Consider the following 22,804-nt stretch of genomic DNA (forward strand, 5'->3'; position numbering starts at 1 on the left):
AAGCCATTATAAGGTAGAAATCCACTCACAAAGGCGAACGCTGACGAGCTTATGCTCCCGAAGCAGCCTTCTTGCAGAAAGCTTTCACTTCAGCACACTTCACACTTATGCCCTTTGCGTGACTTCTTAAGTTCAACTAATATAGAAAAAAGAAGGCCTTGGGGGCAACGATTAATCGGGCTCCCAAGGCCTTCTTACATGTACTAGCGTTTATCAGCTTAGAAGATATAACCACACCTTACTCATCCGCGCCGATATTGACGGCAGCTCCCTGAACTCGCGGGTCACCGTCAATATCTACGGTGCCGATGATGGCGGTGTCCGTATCTCCGGCATCAATTGCAGGAGATGAAGACTTCAGATGGAAGTTGCCGGCGGCGGCATTCACAAACTGAGGATCCACGAACAGGGAATGCGCATCATTGCCCGTCCCGGCCTGATAGTCGGAGAAGCCCCAGTAATCCTGGTTCTTCCAGGTAAAGCTCGCTTCGCTGCTGCCCCCGGAAGTAAAATACAGGTTATAATCCAGAATATTACCGGCGTTTTGAGTGTACTCGTTGTATATTAGCACATCGGTGTCGCTGGCTACAAAAATATTGTTCTTGATTACGTTGTTCTTCGTATCAAATTGAACATACAGTTGGCCGCTGCCATCGCCTACAGTATCATTCTTGTACACCGTGTTATTTACAATAATACAATTTTCCGTGGAGCCGCGTTCGGTATCATAGCCGCCCATCGCGATCCCTGTCAGGCGGTTGTTGTAGATAACGTTGCTGCGAACGGTAATGTTGCTTGTTGCCCGTCCGGCATGCTCCGAGGCAATTTCAACACCGATATCGTTGTTATAGCTGTAGTTCTGTTCAATGATGCTGTCCTTGCCCCCATCCACATAAATCCCCCCCGCTGCATTGCTGCCATTCGGTAGCTTCTTGCCATAAGAAGGATTGTTGTTGGAGGAAATATTATACACCCGGTTGCCCTTCACCAAGCCATTGCGCGCCTGATCATAATTTGCATCCGGAGCGGTCTCCTCAAAGCCGATCAGATCGATGCCAATATTATCATTATCATGAATGAGGTTATCAGTCACAGCAAAGCCATCTACATTGCCGTTGATAACAAGAGATTCACTGGAGCCAAGTACAAGATTGTACAGCTCATTGCCACTAATGGTCAGATCATGAATCGAAGCAGGCGCTTTCGTTCCATATACGGCCAGACCATGAGCATCACGTCCCAGCAAATCGCTGCCGGACGGAGTAGCTGTGTTCTTGATATCATGAATTTTGTTATCAGCCAATGTAATGAAGCCGCCTGCACCATGAACATAAATGCCTATTGGCACAGCATTTTTGGATGAGGTCGTGAAGTTGCGGATTTCCAAGCCCTGAACCGTCATATAGCTCACATCGTCCAACTCTACCAATCCCTGGGAACCGCTAACCGACAGTCCGGTACCATCGATGATAGCGCTCTCCGTCCCATAGCTCGTGAACACAATCGGGCCCGCTGATGCCGACCCGGAACGGGTAATCTTCAGCTTCTCATTATACACGCCGCTACGTACATAAACGGTACTGCCCGCAGGAACAACATCGGCAGCATGCTGCAGCGTCTTCCAAGGCGCACTGCTCGTTCCCGCATTGGAATCACTGCCCGTCGTCGCCACATAATATTCGTCACCAGCCGCAAATGCCGTCGGCGGCTGCACTGCTTCTCCTCCTACTCCAAATATCAGGAGCAGACCCAGTATAGCTTTAAACATTTCTTCTCACCTCATTCTTTTAAACTTGTCTCATTTGTATTCCAGTTACAGCTTTAATGGTAGGCAAGCTCCCTGTGCCGCCGATTCCTAATGTCGATACAGCCCCGCAGGCATTGGCAAACCGCAGCAGTTCGGCCGGAATATATTCCGGCGCAAGCAGCGGAATGCTGCCGGCATAGGTCAGCAAGCCGCGGTCAGCAGGGGTAGAGAAGGACATTGTCACCCCGGTCTTGACCACTGAAAGCCGGGTCACATGCTCGGTGTTCACGCCCATACGCTGCAGCTCATCCGTGCATAACCGTCCGAAGTCGTCATCGCCTACTACGCTGACAAACCGCACGTCCGCTCCCAAACTGGCCAGCGCACAGGCCGTAATCGCGGAGGATGAGCCGAGTACAACCTCAAAGCCCTCCACCAGCTTCTCCCGGTTCCATTCCGGCATCACATCACCGCCGGACACAATGATATCTACATTGAACTCGCCCGCGACAACGATGAGGGGGCGAGACTCCGGCGACGCCTGTGACCGCATCATTTCAGCACCGGAACAAAACCCTGTTCCGCCTCATACAATTCTTCAAACATGCGGCCGATTTCCTCCAGTGAGCATACTGCAGCCGTCAACGGGTCTACCATCAATGCATGACGGGCCATTTCCTTGTCACCCTGTCGCACCGCCTCCACAGCCAGGTCAAAGAAGGCCATATTTGAGCGGCACAGGGCGGCCAGGTGCTCTGGCAGCTTGCCAAAGCGGGTAGGCTGAATACCCTTGCGGTCCACCAGACAAGCAACCTCGACTATCCCCTCCGGCGACAGGTTCTCAATCAGTCCTCGGTTTGGAACTTTGCCGTATATGAACTTCGGCTCGTTCTTCAATACAGCTTCAATGATAACCGCCGCATATTCATTGCTGGACTGCAGCTCAAGCGGCAGCGTGCCCTCAAGCTGACGGACAATCTCCTCGTCGTTCTCCTTGCGCCAGATCGGCCAATTGTCAGCATAGAAGCCAGTAGCTCCATTATAGCCTGTACTGCAATGTGCGTCGATCAACGACTGGCGCTTGCGGTAATACGGAATGTACTCGGAGAAGTGCCCGCTCGATTCCGAGACGAAGGCGCCCAGATATTTCATGGCGTCGAATAGATCAGGAGCTGCATAACCGTTTCAAAGGGCAGTTTCTTCTTGCGGGTAAAGTCTGTTCCAGTTTTTTTACACAAGGTGCTGGTGCGGCTGACATTTCTTGTATGAGGGATGCCAGCGTTTGTTTTAGTGAATTCGCATACTCATCCATTGGCAAAACCTCCTCGTTTTTCAAGGGGCTTCGCTACACACTTCAGGCCAATTGTCAAGTCCATTTTTTTCTTTTCGCGCAAAAAAAGAGCGGGCTATCTTTTCGATAACCTGCTCTTGTTCTTGATTTTTTGGATCAACGCCTTAACTTAATGACATTGCCCTTGCGGGAGCTTCTTCTGTATATAACCAATGGAGGTTTGCAGCCTATTCTTGAGATTGAACCAATTCATTATAGGCTTCTTCGACCTGTTTCCATTCCTCTTCGTCTTCGATATTGTAAAGCACCATTTCTTCGTTCTCTTCTTCCATACGAAGAATAATGCCGTCTGCACCAGGATTGTTACGCTCAAGCAGCAATGCATAGAGCTTCTCGCCCACGTCGAAGGTCTCGACAAGAACCATCTCAACGTCCTTGCCCTCTTCGTCTGTCAGCGTTAAAACAAATTCCTCATGCTCGTGCTCATGATCATGTCCGCAGCCGCAAGCGTCGCCATGCGCGTGATCGTGATTGTGATCGCTCATTCAAATACCTCGCTTTGATTTATTGGATAGTTAACCTGCCGGTTTCTCCCGTATCGTAACATTTTCAGAGAAAGAGGTCAATTTGAAGCCTTATTTGAGCACATTGATGATTTTCTCGGAGACGAGAACAAAATCTCCGCCGTCCGCAGGCTTCATATAGAATCCGACTGTGTATTTCCCTGAGCTCTTAAAGTCATAGGTGTAGTCTTCCGTGCGGAACCAGAAGTTATCCTTTTGATCCTTAATCTCGCTGCTTTGAATCACTTTCGAGCTGCCATCCGGCGACGTAATCGATACACGGACCTCGGAAATATTGGTGCGCAGACTATCAATTTGGGAGAAGACATTGAACTTCAGCTTCCCGGTTTTCTTAATTTCACCAAATACAGTATCATCCGCAAACAGGAACATATGCACATTAGGTTTATTATAGGTTACTGTCTTGGAGCTCTCATCATATTTAACCAGTCCTTCAAGCTGACGAACCGGAACATAGGTCTTTCCATCAATCACATAACCGCCTTCCTCCAGCTCGCTTCCATTTAATAGAAGCTTCACTTTCTGGGAAGCCGAATCCGCAAACAGCAGCGATCCTCCCATTAAGGAGAAAGCAACGACTAGAATTGCAACTCTTCTCCATTTCATTATTCAAAACCTCCAATTGGTTTAATTCATGTTGATGTAAATGTATACTCTATAAGAGAAGGCAAGTTGCGCTATTTTCACGAAAGAAAAGAAGATTTTTAACTTACAATGCCGTATTTATTATTGTCCCGATAAAGGAGGAAGGTACTTTGGCGCTTCATTTACAAATGCTGGGCACGGGCGGCGCTTTCGCTAAGGCTTATTATAATAATAACGCGTTGCTCTCGACCGATGATTTCACCTTATTGATCGACTGCGGGATTACAGCTCCGATGGCCATGCATCAGCTTGGGATCACCCCGGAGAAGATTGATGCGCTGCTCGTCACTCATATTCACGGCGATCACGTCGGCGGTCTGGAGGAATTTGCGTTCCGGATGAAGTACGGCGCAGGGCGCAAGCCAGTGCTTTATGTGGCGGAGACTTTGGCCGGCCCCCTATGGGACCATACGCTAAAAGGAGGACTGGGGCAAGACGGGATAACCTGTCTTGAGGATGTCTTCGATGTTCGCTTGCTGACGGAAGGAGTTCCGTGCAAAATCGCTGAGGGCTTGAAGGTGGAATTGATCCGGACTCCTCATATCCCGGGAAAAACAAGCTTCTCCCTCTATATCAACGAGGAAATCTTCTACAGTGCGGATATGATATTCCAGCCTAAGCTCCTACAACAGCTTGTTGACGAGAGGGACTGCCGCAAGATCCTGCATGAGGTTCAGCTTACAGGACCCGGTGAAGTCCACACCACACTGTCCGAACTGCTTTCGCTTCCCCAGAAGCTGCGGGCGATGATCTCGCTCATGCACTACGGGGATGAGATGGAGTCATTTAACGGTCAGACCGGAGAGATGGACTTCCTTCGCCAGCATAAACTCTATACGCTCTAAGCACAGTACAGGAAAGGCCGCCTCCGAAGATCCATCATTTTCGGGAGCGGCCTTGTGCGTGCTATTCAGTTTCGAATCCTGGCAGAGAATCCAGGTTGTTAGACGGATCTCCATCGGCATCGCTCCGAATATACTGCTCGCCGTCTCTTCCTTTAAAGAGATTCACACCAGCAATAGCCCCGGCCTGAACCTCCTGCTTAGCCTGCTCATAATCCAGAATGCGGCCGCTTGATGTCTTGAATGCTTTAAGATCACCGTCGCCGTTTTTTTGAACTGCGATGAAGGTCTCTCTCGAATCGAGTGCCATGACGATCTCATCTCCTCCGTATTATTTCCCTCTGGGGATCTGGGGATAGAGATAGTATGCCCTGCTTTTCAAAGAAACATGACCCCACTTACAAAGACTTGGTCATCCGTACATGAGGAATCCCGGCATCATCGAACGGTTCCGTCGAAATCGTCTCATAGCCCAGCTTCGTATAGAATGCTTCTGCCTGACATTGAGCATCAAGCACGGACTTGGTTAGTCCGAGTTCACGGGCCAACGCCTCCATGCCGAGCAGAAGTACACTTCCTATTCCATGGGAGCGATATTCCTTACGCACAGCAATCCGCTGCATTTTAGCGGCATTATCGACATAATAGATCAGTCTGCCGGTTGCAGCAGGCTCTCCACCGACTTCAACAAGAACATGATGCACCTGATCTCCAATCACATCATATTCATCGATCTCCAGATCCATCGGCACCTTCTGCTCTATCACGAATACCTCTTTGCGAATCTCAAGGCATTCCTTTAATTGTATATCGTTCTCTACGTGAATGATGACTGCTGCCATAGCTTTCCCTCCGCCTCCTTTACATCGTAGCATTATACAAAAAAAGTATTATCGTGTATAGTTGGGACAGAAAAAGACCATGCAGTGAAGGAGCCGATCTTCGTGGGTATAACAATTGCCGCCTCTATTGTCATCGCGATTCTTCTCATCTCATCGATGTTCTATGTAACGAAAAAGGGCTACTCCCGCAACTGGGACGAGGAGCAGGAGTAGCCGGTTGCCGCCGGGTTACGGATAGATCGGTGCACCGGGATAGACCTCCTTCAGCACCTCTTGCGGGTACACCTCATCCGCCAGCGCCGGCACCAGCCACCAAGGCTCGCTTTGCTGGCGCTCCAATGTAGCTTGGCTGGATGTGAACGTGCAGCCTGCGGTCAATATAGACATCACTAAGAGCCCAGCCGCAAGCACGCTTATCTTTTTCCAGATCGTCATAAGTCGAATATCCTCCCTTTACATCTGTCTGTCCAGTATTGCCATGGAAGAGAGGGTTATACCGCCTTGAAGCGGACACAGGCAAAACAACCCCTGATATAGATATATCCGGAGCTGGGGTAGATCAGTGTTATTATGGTAAATCCGCATTCATTAAGACATTAGGAATCCGAGGGCGGTTCCTTTGTCTTGTCCTTGTCCTGTTTTGAAAAACCAGCTTCGAATGCAACTCCCAAAGCCACGCCTAAAGCTATTCCTATAGCAATATTGTCAAAAACGATCCAATAAAGCACGCCAAAGCTTATTCCCATAGCTATGCCTGATCCGGTCGATGAGCTCTTCTTCTTCAAAATTGCACCTCCTGCTGTTTCTTACTATTTACGTCTTAAGGAAAGGAGGGTTCCATTCTACTGTTCTGACACTCTGTGGGTTTGTATTGACATTCCTCTTGGTCCCTGATATTATCTATTTTATCTTCACTATACAAACGATCTGCTAGCTCAGCTGGGAGAGCACCATCTTGACAGGGTGGGGGTCAGTGGTTCGAGCCCACTGCAGATCATACAGAAAAACCCTTGTATATCAAGGGTTTTTTGCTTTTTGTGGGCAATGTGATGTGCTTAAATAAGCCCCGCAATATGAAATTAGTGCCGGATCGGTGCCCTTTATTCAGCTAAAGTGTCCGTTGTCTTATCTTGGCTTCTTCAGCGTCTATTGCATCCTGCTTAATAGGAACCCACGCCGCATCTTTCACTTTCGATCCTTTCCGTCGCTAACTCCAATGACGAATTCCAAGGGTTCTTCTTGACATTCTTATCCTTACTTACGGTCATACTAGATTCCTCCTATATTTTTCCTTGAACGGACCATTTCTCTGTAGAAATGAATGAATGTATTTGTTACAATGTCATCATAAAGACAAGGAGCGGTACTTATGGATAATAAACAATTTGAAATCATAAATCAGCAATTTGAGAAAATGAACTCTCGCCTAGATAGTGTTGACCAACATCTCAGCCGTGTTGACGAACATCTCAGCCGTGTTGACGAACGTCTCAGCCGTATTGAAGAGGATCAGCACTTAATTAAAAGAGCAGTGTTAGATACGAATGAACGGGTAATGAAAATGGAATCCGTCCTAGAGAATCAACATAGAATCATTGAACTGCTTTCTACGCGTTCTATCCAGCAAGAAGCTGAATTGAAAAGAATTAAGTAAATCGATCCGGTGCCGGTGCATCGGATTTTCTTTTTATGCACCTTATTACTGTTTGAGGGTTGAATGTTAGAGTCTCCCGGAGGGGAGGTGATGCCATGGAGGTTTATCAAGCAATTTCATTAATGTTCATGTTCGGCATGTTCATTATTGCACTGCTATACTACCTCAAAAAGAAATAGACCGACCTCAGGAAAGGTTTCGGTCTAATTTCTAAATCATCCTGTTATGCCTATCGCCCTTAAAAGCGACTATTGCCGTGGAGTCGTGTGTCCAGCACGGCTCCTTACTAATTTCATTTTATCATTTAGTTTTAATTGTATCAACATGTCGGTCTATTTTATTAACTAAGTGATACTTCTTTTAAACTTATCTGGACCTCTTACAGGCGATACCACATAGCTCCTGCCATGCATGGATTCCCCCTCCTTGCTGCACAATAGTTGAACGGACATCCTGCATCCGACCCGGATGCCAATCAATGTAAAGTGTAATGGAGGAACTTTATTGATGAGACTCAAGACTGCAAGCTGTATAGCCTTATGCCTGTCGTTTACGTTTTTGATCCAATCGGTACCAACGGATGCCGCCCCGGCAGCCAACCTGAGGGGCAGAGAATATTATGAGGAGCGCGGTGATATCGTCTGGGAGGTTCCCACGGAAGAGAAATATATCGCCCTGACCTTCGATGACGGTCCCGATGAGAAGCAAACGCTGCTCATTCTGGATTTGCTTAGCCAATATCATGCCAAGGCTACGTTCTTTGTGGTCGGCGACAGGGTGGAACGATATCCCGAAATTGTTCGCAGGGAACTTGCGGAAGGCCACGAGGTGGCAAATCACTCATATACTCATCCGGCATTCCAGCGTCTGTCAAGCGGGTCTATGGAGGAGGAATTAAATCGTACTCAGGAAGCGGTCTTCAAGGCAACAGGGACAAGACCGATCTTATTTCGCCCGCCCGGAGGCTACTACAATGAGCGCCTGATTTCCCTTTCAAAGCTGCATCATCTTCAAATGGTCTTGTGGTCCTGGCATCAGGACACAAAAGATTGGCGCTCACCGGGCGTGCAAGTCATCGCAAACAAGGTGCTTGATAATGCACGAAGCGGCGACATCGTGCTTATGCATGATTTTGTGCATAGGAGCTCCCAGACATACGAAGCCTTGCGGATCATTCTGCCTGAGCTGAAGCGTCGAGGATACTCCCTGGTGACAGTGTCCGAGCTGCTTTCACATAAAGTCGCCCCGAAAAACCACATCAAGGTAAGCTACTAATTAGCCTAAAAAAGGAGTTATACACTATGGATAGCCATGCTTCTTCAAAGCCCTCTAAGCAAAGTAAGAAGGAAACAGAATTGGGCCCCGGTGTTGATTCTATTCCCACGCCCAAACAACCGTTATCTTCTACGGATGGCCTGGAAGATATTGTGGGTGCGCTCATGAATGGGGATGCAGACTCGCAGCAGCCAGTTAATTCCTCAGAGAACAACTAAAGAGCCGATTCATCCCTCTTACCAACATATGAAGAGCCGCATACACTTGGAGCAATCTGCCTCCTGAACGTGCATGCGGCTCTTCTTTTGTTAGGTGTATGAATACTGTCGCTTCTTCCTTTTTACGAAAAACTCAGTTCAGATCCTCACCAGCTTCCAGCCCGTCAAACACGCTTTTCTCAGGCATTGACTTAGCAGACGGATGACGTTCCCAGACCAGCTCAAAGGTTTCATAGCGGTATTGCGGCAGCATATTCGGACCTAATCGACCGAACACACGCTCAACGCTGAACATCTGGGATTCATGAGCTTCAAGGGCACGACGCTTTATATCCCATTTACCTTCCCCGTCTATTCTCAGAAGTCCCGACATTCCTGACATATCCGACAGAGGTGACCCCAAGTGATTGTAATACAATTTTTGCACAGAAGAAGCCTTTCCCCCGTAGATAACACTGTTCACAGCATGATGAATGACAATATGGTCCTGATGACCGGAAATACCGTCCTCAGGGAAGGTGACAACGATGTCGGCCTGATGAAGATTCAGAAAATCTGCAATCTCCTGCTGAATCCGTTCCGGGTCAGTATCCTTCAATTTCCCGTCTCCTAGATCCAGCTGCTTGACTGCGGAAATCCCCAACACATTAGCTGCCTGCTCCAGCTCTTGATCACGCCTCGCAGCCAGCTCCTCCCGGCTCATCTCACCTAACCGCCCAGTCTTTCCCGCTTCCCCACGGGTTGCTGTCAGAAGCACCGCTTGACCGCCTCGATCCGTAATATCCTGAATTAAATACGAACAACCGAATGTTTCATCATCTGGATGAGCGTAAATAAACGCCGCTGTAAAATTTTTACGCATATCGATCCCTCCAACTATTTCTATACTTACTATACTTCAATATTGACTAAGTGCTTAAAATTCTCTACAATTCAGTAGAATCTACTATAAACAGGTGATCTGGCATGAGTCAACCCAAAGAAATGCCCACGCGGAATAAAATTCTGCAGATGATGAAGACTACCGGACCGATGAGTACCCGGGAAATAACAGCCGAGTTGGGAATTACGGAGATGGCGGTGCGCCGTCACCTGGGTGTGATGGAGCGCGATGGGCTTATTGAGTCGAAGATGATCCGCCAGACGCTGGGGCGTCCTACCGCGGTATTCGGGCTTACTGAGCATGGAGAAAGCTTATTCCCTAAAAATTACCACTCTTTAACATTGGATTTGCTTGGCGAGCTGGAGCAGGAGCTTGGCGAGGATACGGTGAAGCATTTGTTCGATCGGCGCAAAGTGAAGCTGAACCATCAATACGAGCCGGAGATGCAGGGAAAAGATTTTCATGAGAAGGTATTACGTCTGGCTGAAATTCAGAATGAAAATGGTTATATGACCGAATGCGTGAAAAAGGACGACGACCATTATGTTCTGATGGAGTACAATTGCCCGATCTCTCAAATCGCTAACCGGTATAACCATGCTTGCGACTGTGAGCTCAAGCTGTTCGAAAGTCTGCTTGATGCCGATGTCGAACGAACGGAATGTCTTGCCCAAGAAGGGCGAAAATGCGTCTATATCATCAAAAGTAAATAGAACTTTTTCATAATGAATAGCCGGTAATCTGCCGCATTATAGTGGAGGCCGGCTATTTTTTTATGGATCTATCCCATGGAACGCCGCAAGTTCCGCTTGAATCTGTTGGCGTATTAGCGCGAGACATTCTTCGGAGGTCTTAGCAAATACTTTCTTTCCATTAACCATGGCATAAGGTCTAGCTCTACAAAGCCCGCACAGGTTCAAGCAATCGAGCCGCAGTACGGCGATTTCCGGGAACTCCTCCTCCAACTTCTCTATATCCAGCGAGGACAGCAGGTTCGCTTCACAGATCTCAACGATAACTATCCCTAATCCCATGTTTCAAAACCTCCTGTTACGGGTATAATTTATCCGATCAATCATTATGATAAATACGTGGGCTTTTGTCAACGTGTTCAAGATTGGCATCACAATAAAGCATACTTACTATACATGTATGTTGACTAAGTTCGTGAGGATAATTATAATAGATTGTGTTGAGACTATCTTACATATTCCATTTGGAGGTTGATAACTTATGGCACACCAATTACCGGCATTGCCTTATGCCAACAACGCACTTGAACCGCATATCGATGAAACAACGATGATGATTCACCATGATCGTCACCACAATACGTATGTTACAAACCTGAACGCTGCTCTGGAATCTGCTCCTGAGCTCCAATCCAAATCCGTTGAAGAACTGATCAAAGATTTGGACAGTGTTCCAGAAGGTATCCGTACGGCTGTCCGCAACAATGGCGGCGGACATGCCAACCACTCCTTGTTCTGGGAGACAATCGGTCCTAACGGCGGCGGACAGCCTTCCGGCAAGCTGGCAGCAGCCATCGATAGTGAGCTTGGCGGCTTCGACAAGTTCAAGGAAGACTTTACGAAAGCAGCTACAACCCGCTTCGGCAGCGGCTGGGCGTTCCTGGCTGTAGATACTAACGGCAAATTGTCCGTATACAGCCTGCCTAACCAAGACTCCCCGATCATGGAAGGCAAGACACCGATCCTGGGTCTGGATGTCTGGGAGCATGCTTATTACCTGAAATATCAAAACAAGCGTCCGGATTACATTAACGCCTTCTTCAATGTTATTAACTGGGCTGAAGTGGAAAAACGTTACGAAGCTGCCCTGTAAGTTGTCTTCGTAAGATTATTTAGCGACAAAAAAGCCGTTCTTGGAGCAATGATCAGTTCAATGCTCCAAGAATGGCTTGTTTTATGGCTTCAAATGTGAGGTTCGGGATATCAAGGTTGGGCGAACGTAGATCCGAACTGCTTCCCGGAGACTTTCAGTCAAGGAGAGCAGCAAGTCGGCCGCCGCTTCACACATCCGCTCCTTCTCTACCCGCATCGTTGTTAAGGCAATATCAATGCTTCCTTTATATTGAAGATCGTCAAACCCGACTAACGCAATATCTTCCGGTATCTTTAATCCCCGCTGCTCCAATTCCTTAGCTAGTAAATAAGCGATCCGGTCATTTCCGCAAAAAAACGCCTGCGGTAATGGATCCATTCCCTTTACAAAGTTGTAAATCTCCCGCTCCGAGTCCTGATAACTGCCGGAATGCGTAAGAATATATTCCCTCTGGATCGTCAAATCGTGATCAAACATCGCCTTCCAGTAGCCTTGCCAGCGCTCTTCGTGGCTCGATGCCAGATTCACCGGACCAATAAAGCCGATCTCCTGATGCCCCGAAGCAATCAACAAGGATACCGCCTCATAGGCACCTTCTACATTCGCGGACACGACTGCGGGACAAGGCAGGCTCCGGTGATACGAGTCCAGCATAACAAGCGGTACATCCAGGTCCCACACGCGTCTCACATAAGCTTCTTTAAGCGCGCCAAACAGAACAATTCCCCTGTAGGCAATCTCCGCGCAATGACGCGGAAGCTCCAGCCGCTGTTCCATATCGGCGGTAATTCTGACAAGCACGGCATTAAGCCCGCGGTTCCGGATGCTGCCTTCAATTCCCCAGATCATATCGTGGAAGAACTGAAAGTGATCGTTATCCTCATAGTCCATAACCCGCTCCGGTACAAGCACCAGAATATTTCCGCGCTCGGGCAGCCTAGGCTCTCCAAACCGACCGTAACCAAGCTCCTTTGCCGCTTCAATCACCCGTCTTCTTACCTCTTCACTGACACCCTTTTTATTCAGCAGGGCAAGCGATACCGCATTCTTCGAAATTTGTAAATGGTCAGCAATCGTCTGCATAGATACTTTCTTTTTCCGGGCCATCAGCTTTTCATTCCTTCCAAAACATGATACACTTGGCCTAACATTACTTTACAAAAATAATTCTGTCAAGTTTGTCAAGTAAATCAATGAAACATCGGAGGGTTAAACCATTGAATTACGCAATTGGTATCGACATTGGCGGCACGAAGACCGCCATCGGTCTCGTGGATTCCGAAGGCAATGTTAAGGATAAACTATCCTTGCCGACGGACCAATCTGTAAGTCCTAGCGAAATGGTGGACCGTATGGCTTCAGCGGTGCGGCAGCTGGCTGATCAAGCTGGATTATCTATCGAATCGCTCACAGGCATCGGAATAGGTGCTCCCGGGCCGCTGAACACGAAGCTGGGACAAATCTCCGAGCCGCCCAACTTACGCGGCTGGTGGGGGTTCCCGGTTGTTGAAGCCGTAAAGCGGCACTTTGATCTGCCGGTCTTCTTCGAGAACGACGCTACAGCCGCTGCGCTGGCGGAGAAATGGATCGGTGCGGCACGCGACTCTCAGCATTTTATCTACATCACGATCAGCACAGGTATCGGAGCCGGCATCTACAGCCACGGTCGTCTGATTACTGGCGCTTCCGGCAACGCCGGAGACGTCGGACATTTTGTCGTCGCTCCGGAAGCAGGCCAATGCGTCTGCGGTCAAGAAGGCTGCTGGGAATTCGTTGCCTCCGGCACAGCCATTGCGAGACAAGCCAGCGAGCTTCTCGGACGCCCCGTGTCTACCAAGGAAGCCATTGATTTGGCGGTCTCTGGCGATCATCCTGAGATGACCGCACTGATTGAGCGAATCTTCAAATACATTGGGGTGGGCTGTGTAACCCTGATTAATACGCAGGATCCCGAAATGCTCGTGCTCGGTGGCGGAGTAAGCCAGGTAGGAGAACCATTGTTCAATGCGGTCAAAAATTATGTATCCCGCTATGCGCTTAATCCGACTGGCCGCGAGACACGGATTGTCCCTGCTGCGTTATCTCAGGATGCCGGCCTGATCGGTGCGGCAGCGTTGGTACACGTATCTTATTAATAATGAACCATAAATGAACCACATAGGAGGAATTTCATAATGAATCAACCCATTTTTTTAGAACCTGTATTTCAAGAACGAATCTGGGGCGGTACGAAATTGAAGGAGCTCTTCCAGTACGACATTCCTAGTGAACATACTGGTGAATGCTGGGCCATCTCAGCACACCCGAACGGACAGAGTATTGTCAGCAGCGGAGCCTACCAAGGTCTCAAGCTCGGCGAGCTATGGAGCCGGCATCCGGAGCTGTTCCGTTCCTCTTCCTCTGTATTCCCTCTGTTAACGAAGCTTCTCGATGCTTCTGATGACCTGTCTGTACAGGTTCATCCTGATGATGAATATGCCGGCAAGCATGAGAATGGTGAATTGGGCAAGACGGAATGCTGGTATATCGTTGATGCTGAGCCAGGAGCCGAGATCATTTATGGAATTGAAGCAACTACCAAGGAAGAGCTTGCACGTATGATCCGTGCAGGCGAGTGGGACCAGCTCCTCACCAAAGTCCCTGTTAAAGCCGGAGACTTCTTCTATGTACCTAGCGGTACCGTACATGCATTAGGAAAGGGAATCGTCGTACTGGAAACACAGCAGAGCTCCGATACGACCTACCGTGTATATGATTATGACCGGAGAGATGCTCAAGGAAATCTGCGGGATCTGCATCTAGAAAAGGCGATCGACGTGACAACAGTACCTCAAAGCTATGTTCCTGTATCATATACCGTATCCGAGGAGAAGAACCTTAAGAAAACCTCCTTTGTCTCGAACTCCTTCTTTACGGTGGAAAAATGGGAAGTGACCGGGCAGGCAGAGGCAGCCGAGCAAGCCAAATACACCTTGTTCAGCGTCATTGAAGGCAGCGGTGAGCTTCGTCATCAAGATTCCGTGTACCCATTGAAGAAAGGTACGCACTTTATTGCACCGGTGGACTTTGGAGCATTTGCTTTGTCCGGAGAATTAACAATGATCGTTGCTCACGAATAGAGCGCATATAAATAGGCCGGGTTGCTGTTCATAATGAACACGACCCGGCCTTTATTTTTATTAATCTTGAATAGCCGAAAGATAACGGTCTTTCATAATTCCCATATGATGGATAGCATGTCCTGCGATAATATAGGCAATTGCTCTTGCAGTAGTATCATGCCCCGAGGCATTGCCGACACGCATCCAGGACTCATCATCCAGTTGACGGAACAGAGAGAGTGTAGCGATTCTTACAGCAGCAAAATCCTGAAGCAGATCATTCATTGAGCGAGTGTCGGCCTGAGAATGAGCAACGAACAGATTTTCCTCAAAGCCGGGAAGCGGGGTCTTATCCCCTCTGGCTATCCGCAAAAGTCTGTAGCTCATGATACGCTCCGTATCCGCAATATGTCCAAGCACTTCCTTCAGACTCCATTTTCCCTCTGCATAACGGAATTTAGATTGTTCCTCAGAAACGCCTGACAATAGTTGAATGCATTCTTCAATTTGTGATTCCAGCAACACGGCTAAATCAACATCTGGAACTTTTTCAACATACGGTTCAAAATGACTTCCATATTCTCCAGCCAACGGGCGCTCCAGCATATCATCACACTCCTGTAGGGTTCATATCATCATTCGCAGCTTCAATCTTCCCATACTTGCTCCATCAGTCTCCGGATCTTCGACGACCTTTCTTTCGTTAAGGCAAGATCCACATTCCACTTGTGTCCATCCCATACAACAACATCTCCAGGCTTCACTTCCGGCGACACAAGCGCTCGCGGCACGTCCTGATGGACCCCATCGAGCTCCAGAATACATATTTCCTCTTCCATTCCCTCGACGATGGCTGTCAAACGCCTCACCTCCCTGTCAAGACCTCGATTTGTTCTCCATTTGTGGAGATCTCGATGGAGCCTTGAAGATCATTACGATATACCCTTACTCCGGCCTCCGCCAGACGGTTCAAAATCTCTTCCTTGGGATGGCCGTAAGAGTTCTCCCCCACCTGAATAACACCCACCTGAGGACGAACACGCTCTAGAAAGCTGACTGACGTCGAGGACTTCGACCCATGATGACCCACCAAGAGGACATCTGCTTGCAGATCGGCGCCGGATTCCAGCATTAATTTCTCGCTCTCCCGCTCCGCATCTCCGGTCAGCAGGAACGAGACTTTTCCGTAAGTGACCTTCAGCACTGCGCTCATATTATTGCTGTCATCGCTCGTCTTCACCGGGGCAAGCATCTGAATCTGCACTTCCTCGTCCCAATCAGGAACCACCCCTGCCTTGGCTGTCTTCACCTTAAGCCCTTTGCGCTGGATCGATTCCAGCAAGGACTCGAACGTCCTCGTATTCGCCTGGATCTTCGGCATATAGATAGCGCCAATATCATGGTGATCGATGACACGATCCAATCCGCCGATATGATCCGCGTCCGGGTGGGTTCCGATCATCACGTCGATCCGGCCAATTCCATACATCTCCAGATAATCCAGCATTACCTGCTCCTGATCGTTATTCCCTCCATCAATCAGCATCGTCTTTCCTGATGGACTAATTAACAGCTGGGAAGCTCCTTGGCCTACATCCAGGAAAACAACCCGCAGATTCCTGTTCTGCGCATCGGAAGATGCATTCCAAACCTCATGTTCTTGGCCCGCTTCCGCGAGAAGCTCTGTCCAATTCGCTGAACAGCCGGCCAATCCCAGCATTAGACAAAAGCCCAATACATAGGTGCCGATTGTCTTGCTTAACTTCTTTAATTGCCTAAACCGATCGTGTCTGCCCATAGATGCCATTACCTCTTCTTCATAAATCTTTTTCTACTATAGCATAAATGATTGCCGTTCTCATCTATTACCAAGCAAAAAAAAGGGCTGCTCCGTTGGATCCATGATCCTTCAGAACAGCCCAGATTGTAAAAGTGAATTATTTTACAGAAACGCGAATCGTCACTGTCTTGCCGCCATAGACCGCTTTGATTGTTGCGCTACCCTTGGCAACAGCCTCAATCTTGCCTCCGGTTACCTTAGCAACAGATGGCTTTGAGCTTGTCCAGACCGCACTGCCCGTTACAGTCGCCTTGCTGCCTGTATCGTATTCTGCTGTCAGAACAACTGTTTTGGCGGAGCCTGGAGGCAGAACCAGGGACTTCTCATCCACAGTAACCTTGCTTAATTTGGCTACAACACTAACATTAATGCTAATCTTATGTCCTTGATAGGACCCGGTCAGTGTTGTAGTTCCCAGAGCTACTGCCTTGACGGATGTCGAAGAAATCGTAGCCACTTCGGGATTCGAGGATTCCCAGCCCATCTTGCTGGACAGGTTAACTGTCTTGCCATTGCTATAGAATCCAGTTACCTTGATCGACTTGGATTTCTTAAGGTTCAGTTCAATACTAGTTGGATTCACGACAACCTTTGTAATTTTCTGTTCAATCGTTACTGGAATCGAAATGGTTTTATTGGAGAAGGTGCCTTTCAGCGTAGCAGATCCCTTCGTCAAGCCTTTAATCGTTTTTCCTGTTGCAGAAGTTTTAATTACGCCGTTCGAGCCTGAGAGTGTCCACTCTACCGTTGCCGAAACATCGCCCTCTTCTCCATCTTCCCAGACAGCAGTAATTACAGGCAACTTCGTCTCTTCACCAATTACCACGCTTAATTTCTCTTCATCCGACAGCAAGGTGAGCACCTTTTCAGTTACTTCAAGAGTAACACTGATCTCGCTGTCACGGACGCTTAAGCCCGTGCCTGCAAGAGACGGAAGCTTCGCCGTAAGTGTCACCGTTCCCTTGGCAACAGCAACAACCTTGCCGTTCTCGATTTTGGCAATGCTCTCATCTGCTGAGGTCCACTTCACAATATCGCTGACATCCAGTTCCTCCTCGTCCAGCTTCGTTGCTGTCATCTTCGGCAGGCTGGAGGAATCTCCCTTGAACAGCTCCAGCTTCGTCTTCTCCGCCTTCAGAGCTGTTACAGTTGGATGTACCGTTACTTTGATCGATTTGCTGATCCCCATATGGCTGACCTTAATGGTAGCCGAACCAGCTGCTCTTGCAACGATCTTGCCATCGCTTACCGTAGCCACCAGCAGATTGGAGGATGTCCATTCCGCAATTGACGTAACATTATCATCCCTGTTTGCACCGCTTCTCATTCTTGCTTCCGCATCAATCTGTTCAGCGATGAACATCGACTGATCTGCGGACGGATTCACAATAATGACCTCATAAGGCGTACGAACATAAACGTCCGTTTTCGCCGTTACTCCGAGGTGGGTCGCAGTAACAGTAGCTTTCCCCAAGCCAACCGCTTTGATCTTTCCCTTCTCAACAGTGACTACAGAACTGTCCGAAGTACTCCAGGTTGCTTTTTCCGTAACATCTGTCTTGGAATCCTTATCGTCTGTATGCGTTGATTGCGCATTTACTTGCAATTCATCGCCAACGACAAGCTCCAAATCCTCAGCCGTTTCTGTTGTTCCATTCGGAGTGTATTGCAGCTCCAATTTGGAATAAGGCAAGATTACCGTGACCTTGAATGTCTCAGTCAATCCTGCATATTTGGCCGTTACTGTCGCCGTACCTTCGCCAACCAGAGTTAGCTGGCCTTTTTCAACGGTAAGTACAGAAGTATTGGAAGAACTCCAGGTTGCATCTTTCGTAACATCCGTGTCCTTCGACGTTCCCGCTCCGTCCACAACGCTCGTCACCAGCGCCTTGACTGCAAGATCGCTTTCCTCTGCATCGAGACTGTATTTGCCTTCAGAACTGTATTCCAGCTTCAATTCCTTATGAGATTCTTTAATGGTTACTGTAATTGAAGAGGTAGCACTGTTGTAATCGGCACGAATTGTTGCCGTACCCACCTTAATGGCAGTCAGCGTTCCCTTCACCACTGTAACAACCGAATTATCGGAGGAACTCCAGGTTGCAGTATTCGTTAAATCTTGCGTCCCTGTGGAGCCTTCAAATGTCCCCCACACCTTAATCTCTTTAGAGCCGCCTACCGTCATCTCCAGCGTGGTTCCTTCTCCATCAATGGCAATGGATTTAAGATCACCCGTAGCCGCCATCGCTCCATGAGGCAGTATAGTTGTAAGCAGTAAGGTGAGCATCAGGAGCCAGCCCGTCATTTTTCTCTTCACCATTTGTTTTCTCCTTTAATTCCATTATTTGCCGGAGTCCATTCCAGGCCTATAGGTTTTTTATCGGAAAAAGCAGCGTCAAAAGTAACCTCCATCCCAAAAAACATGACCATTGTCCTAGGAGTCTGTTTTCCAGAATTACCTCATGGCTGAATCCTGATAAAGCAAATATGGGGGTGGCTCATTTTGTCTTAGTGAATTAGGGATTGCAATGATGACAAAAACATGGTATATTCATTTTTGCGCTGATATTTTGCCGGGGTGGCGGAATTGGCAGACGCACAGGACTTAAAATCCTGCGGTAGGTGACTACCGTACCGGTTCGATCCCGGTCCTCGGCATATGATCGATTGAACGAAAACAGCCAGTTTGAATCATGAATATGATTCAGACCGGCTGTTTTTTTGTTGCACCATAAAGTTATTAAAATTTAATCTGAAGCTAATGTTGCTTAAGCACGGTCGCTTTCGCGTCTGCGCATTCCTGCCAGACCAAATAGTCCAAGCAGACCAAGCCATCCCCAATTGGATCCTGTCCCGGTCACAGCCCGGGCACGGACCGTATTTGTCCGGTAGTTGCCTGTTCCTGTCGTATTGTAGTCCCGTGTCGTTGTACGGTTATTCAGGGAATTGCTTCTCATCGTATTTCGATTAGTGTTCATATTCGGATTCATTCCATTGTAATTTGTACCATCGAACGTATTCGGGCCATTGTTCAGCATATTGGTACCCATATTGGTATTTGGAACATTCATCCGATAACCATTGCCCGAATAGCCGTTAGTGGACAAATCCCGTTCCAGATTGTTGGTCATTCTTTCAATGGGATTGTTCGCCATATTTCCCCGCACGGGTGCTCCGCCGGTGGTCGTGTCACCAAGCGTACCGTAAGCACTTGCTGGAACAACTAAAGCTGCTGATAAGGACATGGTTGCAATAAGTGCAGTTAATTTTTTGTCCAACCGTAACACCTCCATCGATATTTTTGCTTACGATGGTAAGCTTCCCGGAAGCCCAGGCACTTATGCAGATTTAAGGCTGCAGCATTTTGCCAGCGTGGAGAAGCAATTTCATCCCTTCAGCAAGCTGCTTCTCATTCAGATAAGAATAACTAAGACGGATGTACGGAGTGGACGAATCCCACGGATCGCAAATAGCTCCCGGCAGAAAACTGACGGATGCCTTCAATGAATGATGGATTAGCATGTTCACATCCCAGCCTGGGGGAAGCTTCACCCAAAGATTGAGACCTCCCTTCGGACTAATCCATGTTAGGCCGCTGCCTTCTAATTGCTGTTCCATACACGCTTTACGGAGTTGCATCGCTATTCGAAGCTTTGCGATATGTCCCTGCATCCGATCTGTAAAAAAAATATGCCGGAATACCGCTTGATTAAACAAGGGACTTCCATTGTCTGTCATCGCTTTTATGCGCAGCAACTTGACGATCCGGTCTCCTCGGGCCATCATAACTGAAATTCTCAGGCCAGGTGAAATATACTTACTGAAGCTGCGAATATAGACCACTACTCCTTCGGTATCATAAAAGAAGCATGGAGGCGGAGGCGGTGCGTCAAAGTATATGTCATGGCAAACATCATCCTCCAAAAGAAGGCACTTATACTGTTCCGCCAATTCCACCAGTTCCTTGCGCTGATAGGCTGACAAGGTAAATCCGGTTGGATTATGAAAGGTCGGATTTATATAAAATAGGACAGGCTGGTGTGTTCGCATCAAATGCTCCACCTGATTCATATCGTATCCACTTTCCGTAAAATCAACAGGATGAAGCGTCGCCTTCTGCTCCTGAAAAGCTTCAATCGCCGGACCATAGGTAGGCCGTTCAATCAGCACATGATCCCCCGGCTTCACGAATGCACGCGCAGCGAGATCAATAGCCTGTTGAGCACCGCTTGTTATCAACAGCTCGTCCGCTGTTACCGAGAAGCTGGAGGTCTCCAGCAAATAATCAGCCAAGCTCTCTCTTAAACGCAAATCGCCAGCGGTAGACGAATAGGTTCCTAAGAGCCTTGGCTCCATATCCAGCAATTGCTTGATATCGCTCGATAAATGCCTGTTTGGAAGTAAATCCGGGGCAATCAGGGCACGGGACATCTGATACAGGATCGAATCATCTTTATAACTCGGGGACTCAACATAAGGCTTCTTTGTCTCCACAGACTTCTCACATACATAGAAACCGGACTTGGTTCTTACATCAATCCATCCATCCTCCTGCAAGCGCTGATATGCCTTAAGTACAGTCAACCGGTGAACGCCAAGCCTGCTGCCCATGCATCGGACCGAGGGAAGCTTGTCTCCCGGCTTCCATTCCTCTTTTAGAATGGCTTGAACTACTGTTTCATATACCTGCTCTGATTTCGACATCGCGATCCCTCTGTTCTATTTTTGGCAATCTGTTCTATTCTAATTCTATTATAGTAAAAGAAAAGGAGGAGACCACATGAAATATTACGTAGTGGATGCGTTCAGTGAACAATTATTTAAAGGAAACCCCGCAGGTGTCTGTATTTCCGATTCATTTCCAGACGCACGCCTTATGCAGAACATTGCCATGGAAAACAATCTTTCCGAGACCGCATTCCTCGTCCCGAGAGAACAACAAGGACATTTCGACTTGAAATGGTATACGCCGGAACTCGAAATTGAATTGTGCGGACATGCCACCATCGCAAGCGCTTATGTTGTCCATCATCATATCGATTCCAGCCTGAAGGAGATCTCATTTCACACTTTAAGCGGTGTACTTACCGTCAGCGTGCATGAACCGCTGTATGAATTGGATTTTCCGTCTCGTCCGCCTGTGTACAGCAACACCTCTGAGCTGCTTGAAGAGGTCTTGGGAAGCACACCTGTAGAGACCTTTATGACCGTAAATGACATAGGAATTCGTTATTATGCCGTGCTTGAGAATGAGCTACAAGTCCGAAGCTTTGCTCCCGATTTTGCCAAGATTAAAGCTATCCCCGGCAATTTTGGTCTGGTCCTTACGGCAAAAGGCGACAAGGAGGACTTCGTGTCTCGCTTTTTTGCTCCTGCAGCAGGAGTCAATGAGGATCCGGTGACCGGGTCGATCCATACCACCCTGATTCCCTATTGGACCGATAAGCTGGGAAAATCAAAGCTCATTGCACGACAGGTCTCCAAGCGTGGAGGCGTGCTCTATTGTGAACATAAGGGTGAAAGGGTCAAAATCGGAGGACATGCCATTCAGTATCTTGAAGGGGAATTATTAGTAGGTCCAACTCCATAAACCAAGCTTGCCTTTGCAAGGAGCCGGTAAGATCAGCTTATTCAGGCCACGAATTTCCCAAGCATAACGCCCTTCGGAATAATCGCCAAAGCAGATTTCGAGGGCATCGCGTTCGGCGCTAAGATGGACGAACTCGTCGTCATGCACCAGAATTACATCCTGTTTTTCTTCAGAAAAGGATTGAATTTGATAGCACGCTGCAAGCTCGCCCACAGCAATTACGGCCCCGGTAGGCAAGTCTGCCGGGGAACCGTACCCGTGCTTTGCAAGCACCCTGCGTATCGGTTTGGAGTTGCAAGCACTCATATCCGCGGTTTTGCCAGCATGAATGGCAATTTGTCCCCGGTAACGGACAGGCCAGCTTCGAGTTTCAAATTTCTTTTCTCCCACTGCGATTAAAGTGGCCCAAGGCTGTTTTATAGTAATGGCCTTCATTTCGCCCTTCAT

At 48.2% G+C, this 22,804-nt stretch carries 29 protein-coding genes and 2 tRNA genes; 12 read left to right on the plus strand and 19 right to left on the minus strand.

The genetic code is table 11. The features are described 5' to 3' along the window. Positions 1 to 238: 238 nt before the first annotated feature. From TX85_RS11355 to TX85_RS11375, 5 genes are all read right to left on the minus strand, one after another. The gene (locus tag TX85_RS11355; RefSeq protein WP_044479220.1) at positions 239 to 1,768 is read right to left on the minus strand and encodes a choice-of-anchor Q domain-containing protein; all 1,530 of its coding nucleotides are present in this window, start codon (positions 1,766 to 1,768) and stop codon (positions 239 to 241) included. Between the two features lie 19 nt (positions 1,769 to 1,787). Next, a complete protein-coding gene (locus TX85_RS11360) occupies positions 1,788 to 2,303 on the minus strand; it encodes a carbohydrate kinase family protein (RefSeq protein WP_233500687.1) in 516 nt (171 codons plus the stop codon). Then, positions 2,300 to 2,899, minus strand: coding sequence for a family 4 glycosyl hydrolase (locus tag TX85_RS11365; protein ID WP_233500688.1), 600 nt, complete (start codon positions 2,897 to 2,899; stop codon positions 2,300 to 2,302). The genes TX85_RS11360 and TX85_RS11365 overlap by 4 nt, the downstream gene beginning before the upstream one ends. A gap of 366 nt (positions 2,900 to 3,265) precedes the next feature. Then, entirely contained in the window at positions 3,266 to 3,583 is a 318-nt protein-coding gene (locus tag TX85_RS11370; protein WP_044479221.1) for a DUF1292 domain-containing protein, read from the minus strand. 90 nt (positions 3,584 to 3,673) lie between these two features. Then, the gene (locus tag TX85_RS11375; RefSeq protein ID WP_044479222.1) at positions 3,674 to 4,228 is read right to left on the minus strand and encodes a copper amine oxidase; all 555 of its coding nucleotides are present in this window, start codon (positions 4,226 to 4,228) and stop codon (positions 3,674 to 3,676) included. Between the two features lie 149 nt (positions 4,229 to 4,377). Here TX85_RS11375 and TX85_RS11380 point away from each other — a divergent pair, with 149 nt between their 5' ends. Then, positions 4,378 to 5,112: an MBL fold metallo-hydrolase gene (locus TX85_RS11380; protein WP_044479223.1), complete on the plus strand. Its 735-nt coding sequence runs from the start codon at positions 4,378 to 4,380 to the stop codon at positions 5,110 to 5,112. A 61-nt stretch (positions 5,113 to 5,173) separates the two neighbouring features. Here the strand turns inward: TX85_RS11380 and TX85_RS11385 are convergent, their stop codons facing one another. The 4 genes from TX85_RS11385 to TX85_RS11400 all read right to left on the minus strand — a co-directional run bounded on the left by TX85_RS11385 (position 5,174) and on the right by TX85_RS11400 (position 6,736). After that, the gene (locus TX85_RS11385; RefSeq protein ID WP_044479224.1) at positions 5,174 to 5,419 is read right to left on the minus strand and encodes a DUF3892 domain-containing protein; all 246 of its coding nucleotides are present in this window, start codon (positions 5,417 to 5,419) and stop codon (positions 5,174 to 5,176) included. A gap of 88 nt (positions 5,420 to 5,507) precedes the next feature. Next, positions 5,508 to 5,951: a GNAT family N-acetyltransferase gene (locus TX85_RS11390; protein ID WP_044479225.1), complete on the minus strand. Its 444-nt coding sequence runs from the start codon at positions 5,949 to 5,951 to the stop codon at positions 5,508 to 5,510. A 228-nt stretch (positions 5,952 to 6,179) separates the two neighbouring features. Continuing rightward, the gene (locus tag TX85_RS11395) at positions 6,180 to 6,386 is read right to left on the minus strand and encodes a hypothetical protein (RefSeq protein WP_044479226.1); all 207 of its coding nucleotides are present in this window, start codon (positions 6,384 to 6,386) and stop codon (positions 6,180 to 6,182) included. A gap of 161 nt (positions 6,387 to 6,547) precedes the next feature. Further along, a complete protein-coding gene (locus tag TX85_RS11400) occupies positions 6,548 to 6,736 on the minus strand; it encodes a hypothetical protein (protein WP_044479227.1) in 189 nt (62 codons plus the stop codon). Positions 6,737 to 6,875: 139 nt separating this feature from the next. Here TX85_RS11400 and TX85_RS11405 point away from each other — a divergent pair. From TX85_RS11405 to TX85_RS11420, 5 genes are all read left to right on the plus strand, one after another. Next, positions 6,876 to 6,948 (plus strand) — tRNA-Val (locus tag TX85_RS11405). Positions 6,949 to 7,320: 372 nt separating this feature from the next. Next, a complete protein-coding gene (locus TX85_RS11410) occupies positions 7,321 to 7,605 on the plus strand; it encodes a hypothetical protein (RefSeq protein ID WP_044479228.1) in 285 nt (94 codons plus the stop codon). 95 nt (positions 7,606 to 7,700) lie between these two features. Then, complete coding sequence (locus TX85_RS27960) at positions 7,701 to 7,784, plus strand: putative holin-like toxin (RefSeq protein ID WP_222860711.1); 84 nt, start codon at positions 7,701 to 7,703, stop codon at positions 7,782 to 7,784. A gap of 328 nt (positions 7,785 to 8,112) precedes the next feature. Then, the gene (locus tag TX85_RS11415; protein WP_049894906.1) at positions 8,113 to 8,880 is read left to right on the plus strand and encodes a polysaccharide deacetylase family protein; all 768 of its coding nucleotides are present in this window, start codon (positions 8,113 to 8,115) and stop codon (positions 8,878 to 8,880) included. Between the two features lie 26 nt (positions 8,881 to 8,906). Further along, the gene (locus tag TX85_RS11420; protein WP_044479229.1) at positions 8,907 to 9,098 is read left to right on the plus strand and encodes a hypothetical protein; all 192 of its coding nucleotides are present in this window, start codon (positions 8,907 to 8,909) and stop codon (positions 9,096 to 9,098) included. A gap of 133 nt (positions 9,099 to 9,231) precedes the next feature. On the opposite strand, the gene TX85_RS11425 is transcribed toward TX85_RS11420, so the two are convergent. After that, positions 9,232 to 9,960: a PIG-L deacetylase family protein gene (locus TX85_RS11425; protein WP_044479230.1), complete on the minus strand. Its 729-nt coding sequence runs from the start codon at positions 9,958 to 9,960 to the stop codon at positions 9,232 to 9,234. Positions 9,961 to 10,064: 104 nt separating this feature from the next. On the opposite strand from TX85_RS11425, the gene TX85_RS11430 reads away from it, so the two are divergent. Continuing rightward, positions 10,065 to 10,694 (plus strand): helix-turn-helix transcriptional regulator, encoded by a 630-nt coding sequence (locus TX85_RS11430; protein ID WP_044479231.1) that lies wholly within the window; start codon positions 10,065 to 10,067, stop codon positions 10,692 to 10,694. A gap of 60 nt (positions 10,695 to 10,754) precedes the next feature. Here TX85_RS11430 and TX85_RS11435 read toward each other — a convergent pair whose 3' ends face one another. Further along, positions 10,755 to 11,015: a DUF1450 domain-containing protein gene (locus TX85_RS11435; RefSeq protein ID WP_044479232.1), complete on the minus strand. Its 261-nt coding sequence runs from the start codon at positions 11,013 to 11,015 to the stop codon at positions 10,755 to 10,757. Between the two features lie 199 nt (positions 11,016 to 11,214). On the opposite strand from TX85_RS11435, the gene TX85_RS11440 reads away from it, so the two are divergent. Beyond that, on the plus strand, positions 11,215 to 11,826 hold the full coding sequence (locus tag TX85_RS11440; protein WP_044479233.1) for a superoxide dismutase: 612 nt from the start codon (positions 11,215 to 11,217) through the stop codon (positions 11,824 to 11,826). Positions 11,827 to 11,907: 81 nt separating this feature from the next. On the opposite strand, the gene TX85_RS11445 is transcribed toward TX85_RS11440, so the two are convergent. Further along, positions 11,908 to 12,933, minus strand: a complete 1,026-nt coding sequence (locus tag TX85_RS11445; protein WP_044479234.1) for a LacI family DNA-binding transcriptional regulator — start codon at positions 12,931 to 12,933, stop codon at positions 11,908 to 11,910. A 110-nt stretch (positions 12,934 to 13,043) separates the two neighbouring features. Here TX85_RS11445 and TX85_RS11450 point away from each other — a divergent pair, with 110 nt between their 5' ends. Together TX85_RS11450 and manA are read left to right on the plus strand one after the other, a co-directional pair. Continuing rightward, complete coding sequence (locus tag TX85_RS11450) at positions 13,044 to 13,961, plus strand: ROK family protein (RefSeq protein WP_081671703.1); 918 nt, start codon at positions 13,044 to 13,046, stop codon at positions 13,959 to 13,961. A gap of 39 nt (positions 13,962 to 14,000) precedes the next feature. Beyond that, on the plus strand, positions 14,001 to 14,945 hold the full coding sequence (manA, locus tag TX85_RS11455) for a mannose-6-phosphate isomerase, class I (protein ID WP_044479236.1): 945 nt from the start codon (positions 14,001 to 14,003) through the stop codon (positions 14,943 to 14,945). Between the two features lie 60 nt (positions 14,946 to 15,005). Here manA and TX85_RS11460 read toward each other — a convergent pair whose 3' ends face one another. The 4 genes from TX85_RS11460 to TX85_RS11475 all read right to left on the minus strand — a co-directional run bounded on the left by TX85_RS11460 (position 15,006) and on the right by TX85_RS11475 (position 19,087). After that, complete coding sequence (locus TX85_RS11460; RefSeq protein ID WP_044479237.1) at positions 15,006 to 15,533, minus strand: DinB family protein; 528 nt, start codon at positions 15,531 to 15,533, stop codon at positions 15,006 to 15,008. Positions 15,534 to 15,574: 41 nt separating this feature from the next. Continuing rightward, complete coding sequence (locus tag TX85_RS11465) at positions 15,575 to 15,787, minus strand: DUF3006 domain-containing protein (RefSeq protein ID WP_392391819.1); 213 nt, start codon at positions 15,785 to 15,787, stop codon at positions 15,575 to 15,577. 5 nt (positions 15,788 to 15,792) lie between these two features. Then, positions 15,793 to 16,725, minus strand: coding sequence for a ComEC/Rec2 family competence protein (locus TX85_RS11470; RefSeq protein WP_049894907.1), 933 nt, complete (start codon positions 16,723 to 16,725; stop codon positions 15,793 to 15,795). A 139-nt stretch (positions 16,726 to 16,864) separates the two neighbouring features. Then, positions 16,865 to 19,087: an Ig-like domain-containing protein gene (locus TX85_RS11475; RefSeq protein WP_044479238.1), complete on the minus strand. Its 2,223-nt coding sequence runs from the start codon at positions 19,085 to 19,087 to the stop codon at positions 16,865 to 16,867. Positions 19,088 to 19,339: 252 nt separating this feature from the next. Between TX85_RS11475 and TX85_RS11480 the strand changes: the two genes are divergently transcribed. Continuing rightward, a tRNA-Leu gene (locus TX85_RS11480) sits at positions 19,340 to 19,425 on the plus strand. 110 nt (positions 19,426 to 19,535) lie between these two features. On the opposite strand, the gene TX85_RS27580 is transcribed toward TX85_RS11480, so the two are convergent. Together TX85_RS27580 and TX85_RS11490 are read right to left on the minus strand one after the other, a co-directional pair. Then, on the minus strand, positions 19,536 to 20,045 hold the full coding sequence (locus TX85_RS27580) for a WGxxGxxG family protein (protein ID WP_049894908.1): 510 nt from the start codon (positions 20,043 to 20,045) through the stop codon (positions 19,536 to 19,538). 70 nt (positions 20,046 to 20,115) lie between these two features. After that, positions 20,116 to 21,471 carry an aminotransferase-like domain-containing protein gene (locus TX85_RS11490; RefSeq protein WP_044479239.1) on the minus strand — a complete coding sequence of 452 codons (1,356 nt, stop codon included), beginning with the start codon at positions 21,469 to 21,471 and terminating at the stop codon, positions 20,116 to 20,118. A 76-nt stretch (positions 21,472 to 21,547) separates the two neighbouring features. On the opposite strand from TX85_RS11490, the gene TX85_RS11495 reads away from it, so the two are divergent. Further along, the gene (locus TX85_RS11495) at positions 21,548 to 22,357 is read left to right on the plus strand and encodes a PhzF family phenazine biosynthesis protein (protein WP_044479240.1); all 810 of its coding nucleotides are present in this window, start codon (positions 21,548 to 21,550) and stop codon (positions 22,355 to 22,357) included. Here the strand turns inward: TX85_RS11495 and TX85_RS11500 are convergent. After that, entirely contained in the window at positions 22,337 to 22,804 is a 468-nt protein-coding gene (locus TX85_RS11500; protein ID WP_233500690.1) for an ASCH domain-containing protein, read from the minus strand. The two genes, TX85_RS11495 and TX85_RS11500, sit on opposite strands and share 21 nt — an antisense overlap.

The sequence above is a fragment of the Paenibacillus antibioticophila genome, from assembly GCF_000455265.1.
Lineage (GTDB): Bacteria > Bacillota > Bacilli > Paenibacillales > Paenibacillaceae > Fontibacillus > Fontibacillus antibioticophila.

Coding starts and splice junctions, on each gene's coding strand:
- TX85_RS11355 (WP_044479220.1), bottom strand. CDS start 1,768: ATGTTTAAAGCTATACTGGGTCTGCTCCTGATATTTGGAGTAGGAGGA.
- TX85_RS11360 (WP_233500687.1), bottom strand. CDS start 2,303: ATGATGCGGTCACAGGCGTCGCCGGAGTCTCGCCCCCTCATCGTTGTC.
- TX85_RS11365 (WP_233500688.1), bottom strand. CDS start 2,899: ATGAAATATCTGGGCGCCTTCGTCTCGGAATCGAGCGGGCACTTCTCC.
- TX85_RS11370 (WP_044479221.1), bottom strand. CDS start 3,583: ATGAGCGATCACAATCACGATCACGCGCATGGCGACGCTTGCGGCTGC.
- TX85_RS11375 (WP_044479222.1), bottom strand. CDS start 4,228: ATGAAATGGAGAAGAGTTGCAATTCTAGTCGTTGCTTTCTCCTTAATG.
- TX85_RS11385 (WP_044479224.1), bottom strand. CDS start 5,419: ATGGCACTCGATTCGAGAGAGACCTTCATCGCAGTTCAAAAAAACGGC.
- TX85_RS11390 (WP_044479225.1), bottom strand. CDS start 5,951: ATGGCAGCAGTCATCATTCACGTAGAGAACGATATACAATTAAAGGAA.
- TX85_RS11395 (WP_044479226.1), bottom strand. CDS start 6,386: ATGACGATCTGGAAAAAGATAAGCGTGCTTGCGGCTGGGCTCTTAGTG.
- TX85_RS11410 (WP_044479228.1), top strand. CDS start 7,321: ATGGATAATAAACAATTTGAAATCATAAATCAGCAATTTGAGAAAATG.
- TX85_RS27960 (WP_222860711.1), top strand. CDS start 7,701: ATGGAGGTTTATCAAGCAATTTCATTAATGTTCATGTTCGGCATGTTC.
- TX85_RS11415 (WP_049894906.1), top strand. CDS start 8,113: ATGAGACTCAAGACTGCAAGCTGTATAGCCTTATGCCTGTCGTTTACG.
- TX85_RS11420 (WP_044479229.1), top strand. CDS start 8,907: ATGGATAGCCATGCTTCTTCAAAGCCCTCTAAGCAAAGTAAGAAGGAA.
- TX85_RS11425 (WP_044479230.1), bottom strand. CDS start 9,960: ATGCGTAAAAATTTTACAGCGGCGTTTATTTACGCTCATCCAGATGAT.
- TX85_RS11430 (WP_044479231.1), top strand. CDS start 10,065: ATGAGTCAACCCAAAGAAATGCCCACGCGGAATAAAATTCTGCAGATG.
- TX85_RS11435 (WP_044479232.1), bottom strand. CDS start 11,015: ATGGGATTAGGGATAGTTATCGTTGAGATCTGTGAAGCGAACCTGCTG.
- TX85_RS11440 (WP_044479233.1), top strand. CDS start 11,215: ATGGCACACCAATTACCGGCATTGCCTTATGCCAACAACGCACTTGAA.
- TX85_RS11445 (WP_044479234.1), bottom strand. CDS start 12,933: ATGGCCCGGAAAAAGAAAGTATCTATGCAGACGATTGCTGACCATTTA.
- manA (WP_044479236.1), top strand. CDS start 14,001: ATGAATCAACCCATTTTTTTAGAACCTGTATTTCAAGAACGAATCTGG.
- TX85_RS11460 (WP_044479237.1), bottom strand. CDS start 15,533: ATGCTGGAGCGCCCGTTGGCTGGAGAATATGGAAGTCATTTTGAACCG.
- TX85_RS11470 (WP_049894907.1), bottom strand. CDS start 16,725: ATGGGCAGACACGATCGGTTTAGGCAATTAAAGAAGTTAAGCAAGACA.
- TX85_RS11475 (WP_044479238.1), bottom strand. CDS start 19,087: ATGGTGAAGAGAAAAATGACGGGCTGGCTCCTGATGCTCACCTTACTG.
- TX85_RS11490 (WP_044479239.1), bottom strand. CDS start 21,471: ATGTCGAAATCAGAGCAGGTATATGAAACAGTAGTTCAAGCCATTCTA.
- TX85_RS11495 (WP_044479240.1), top strand. CDS start 21,548: ATGAAATATTACGTAGTGGATGCGTTCAGTGAACAATTATTTAAAGGA.
- TX85_RS11500 (WP_233500690.1), bottom strand. CDS start 22,804: ATGAAGGGCGAAATGAAGGCCATTACTATAAAACAGCCTTGGGCCACT.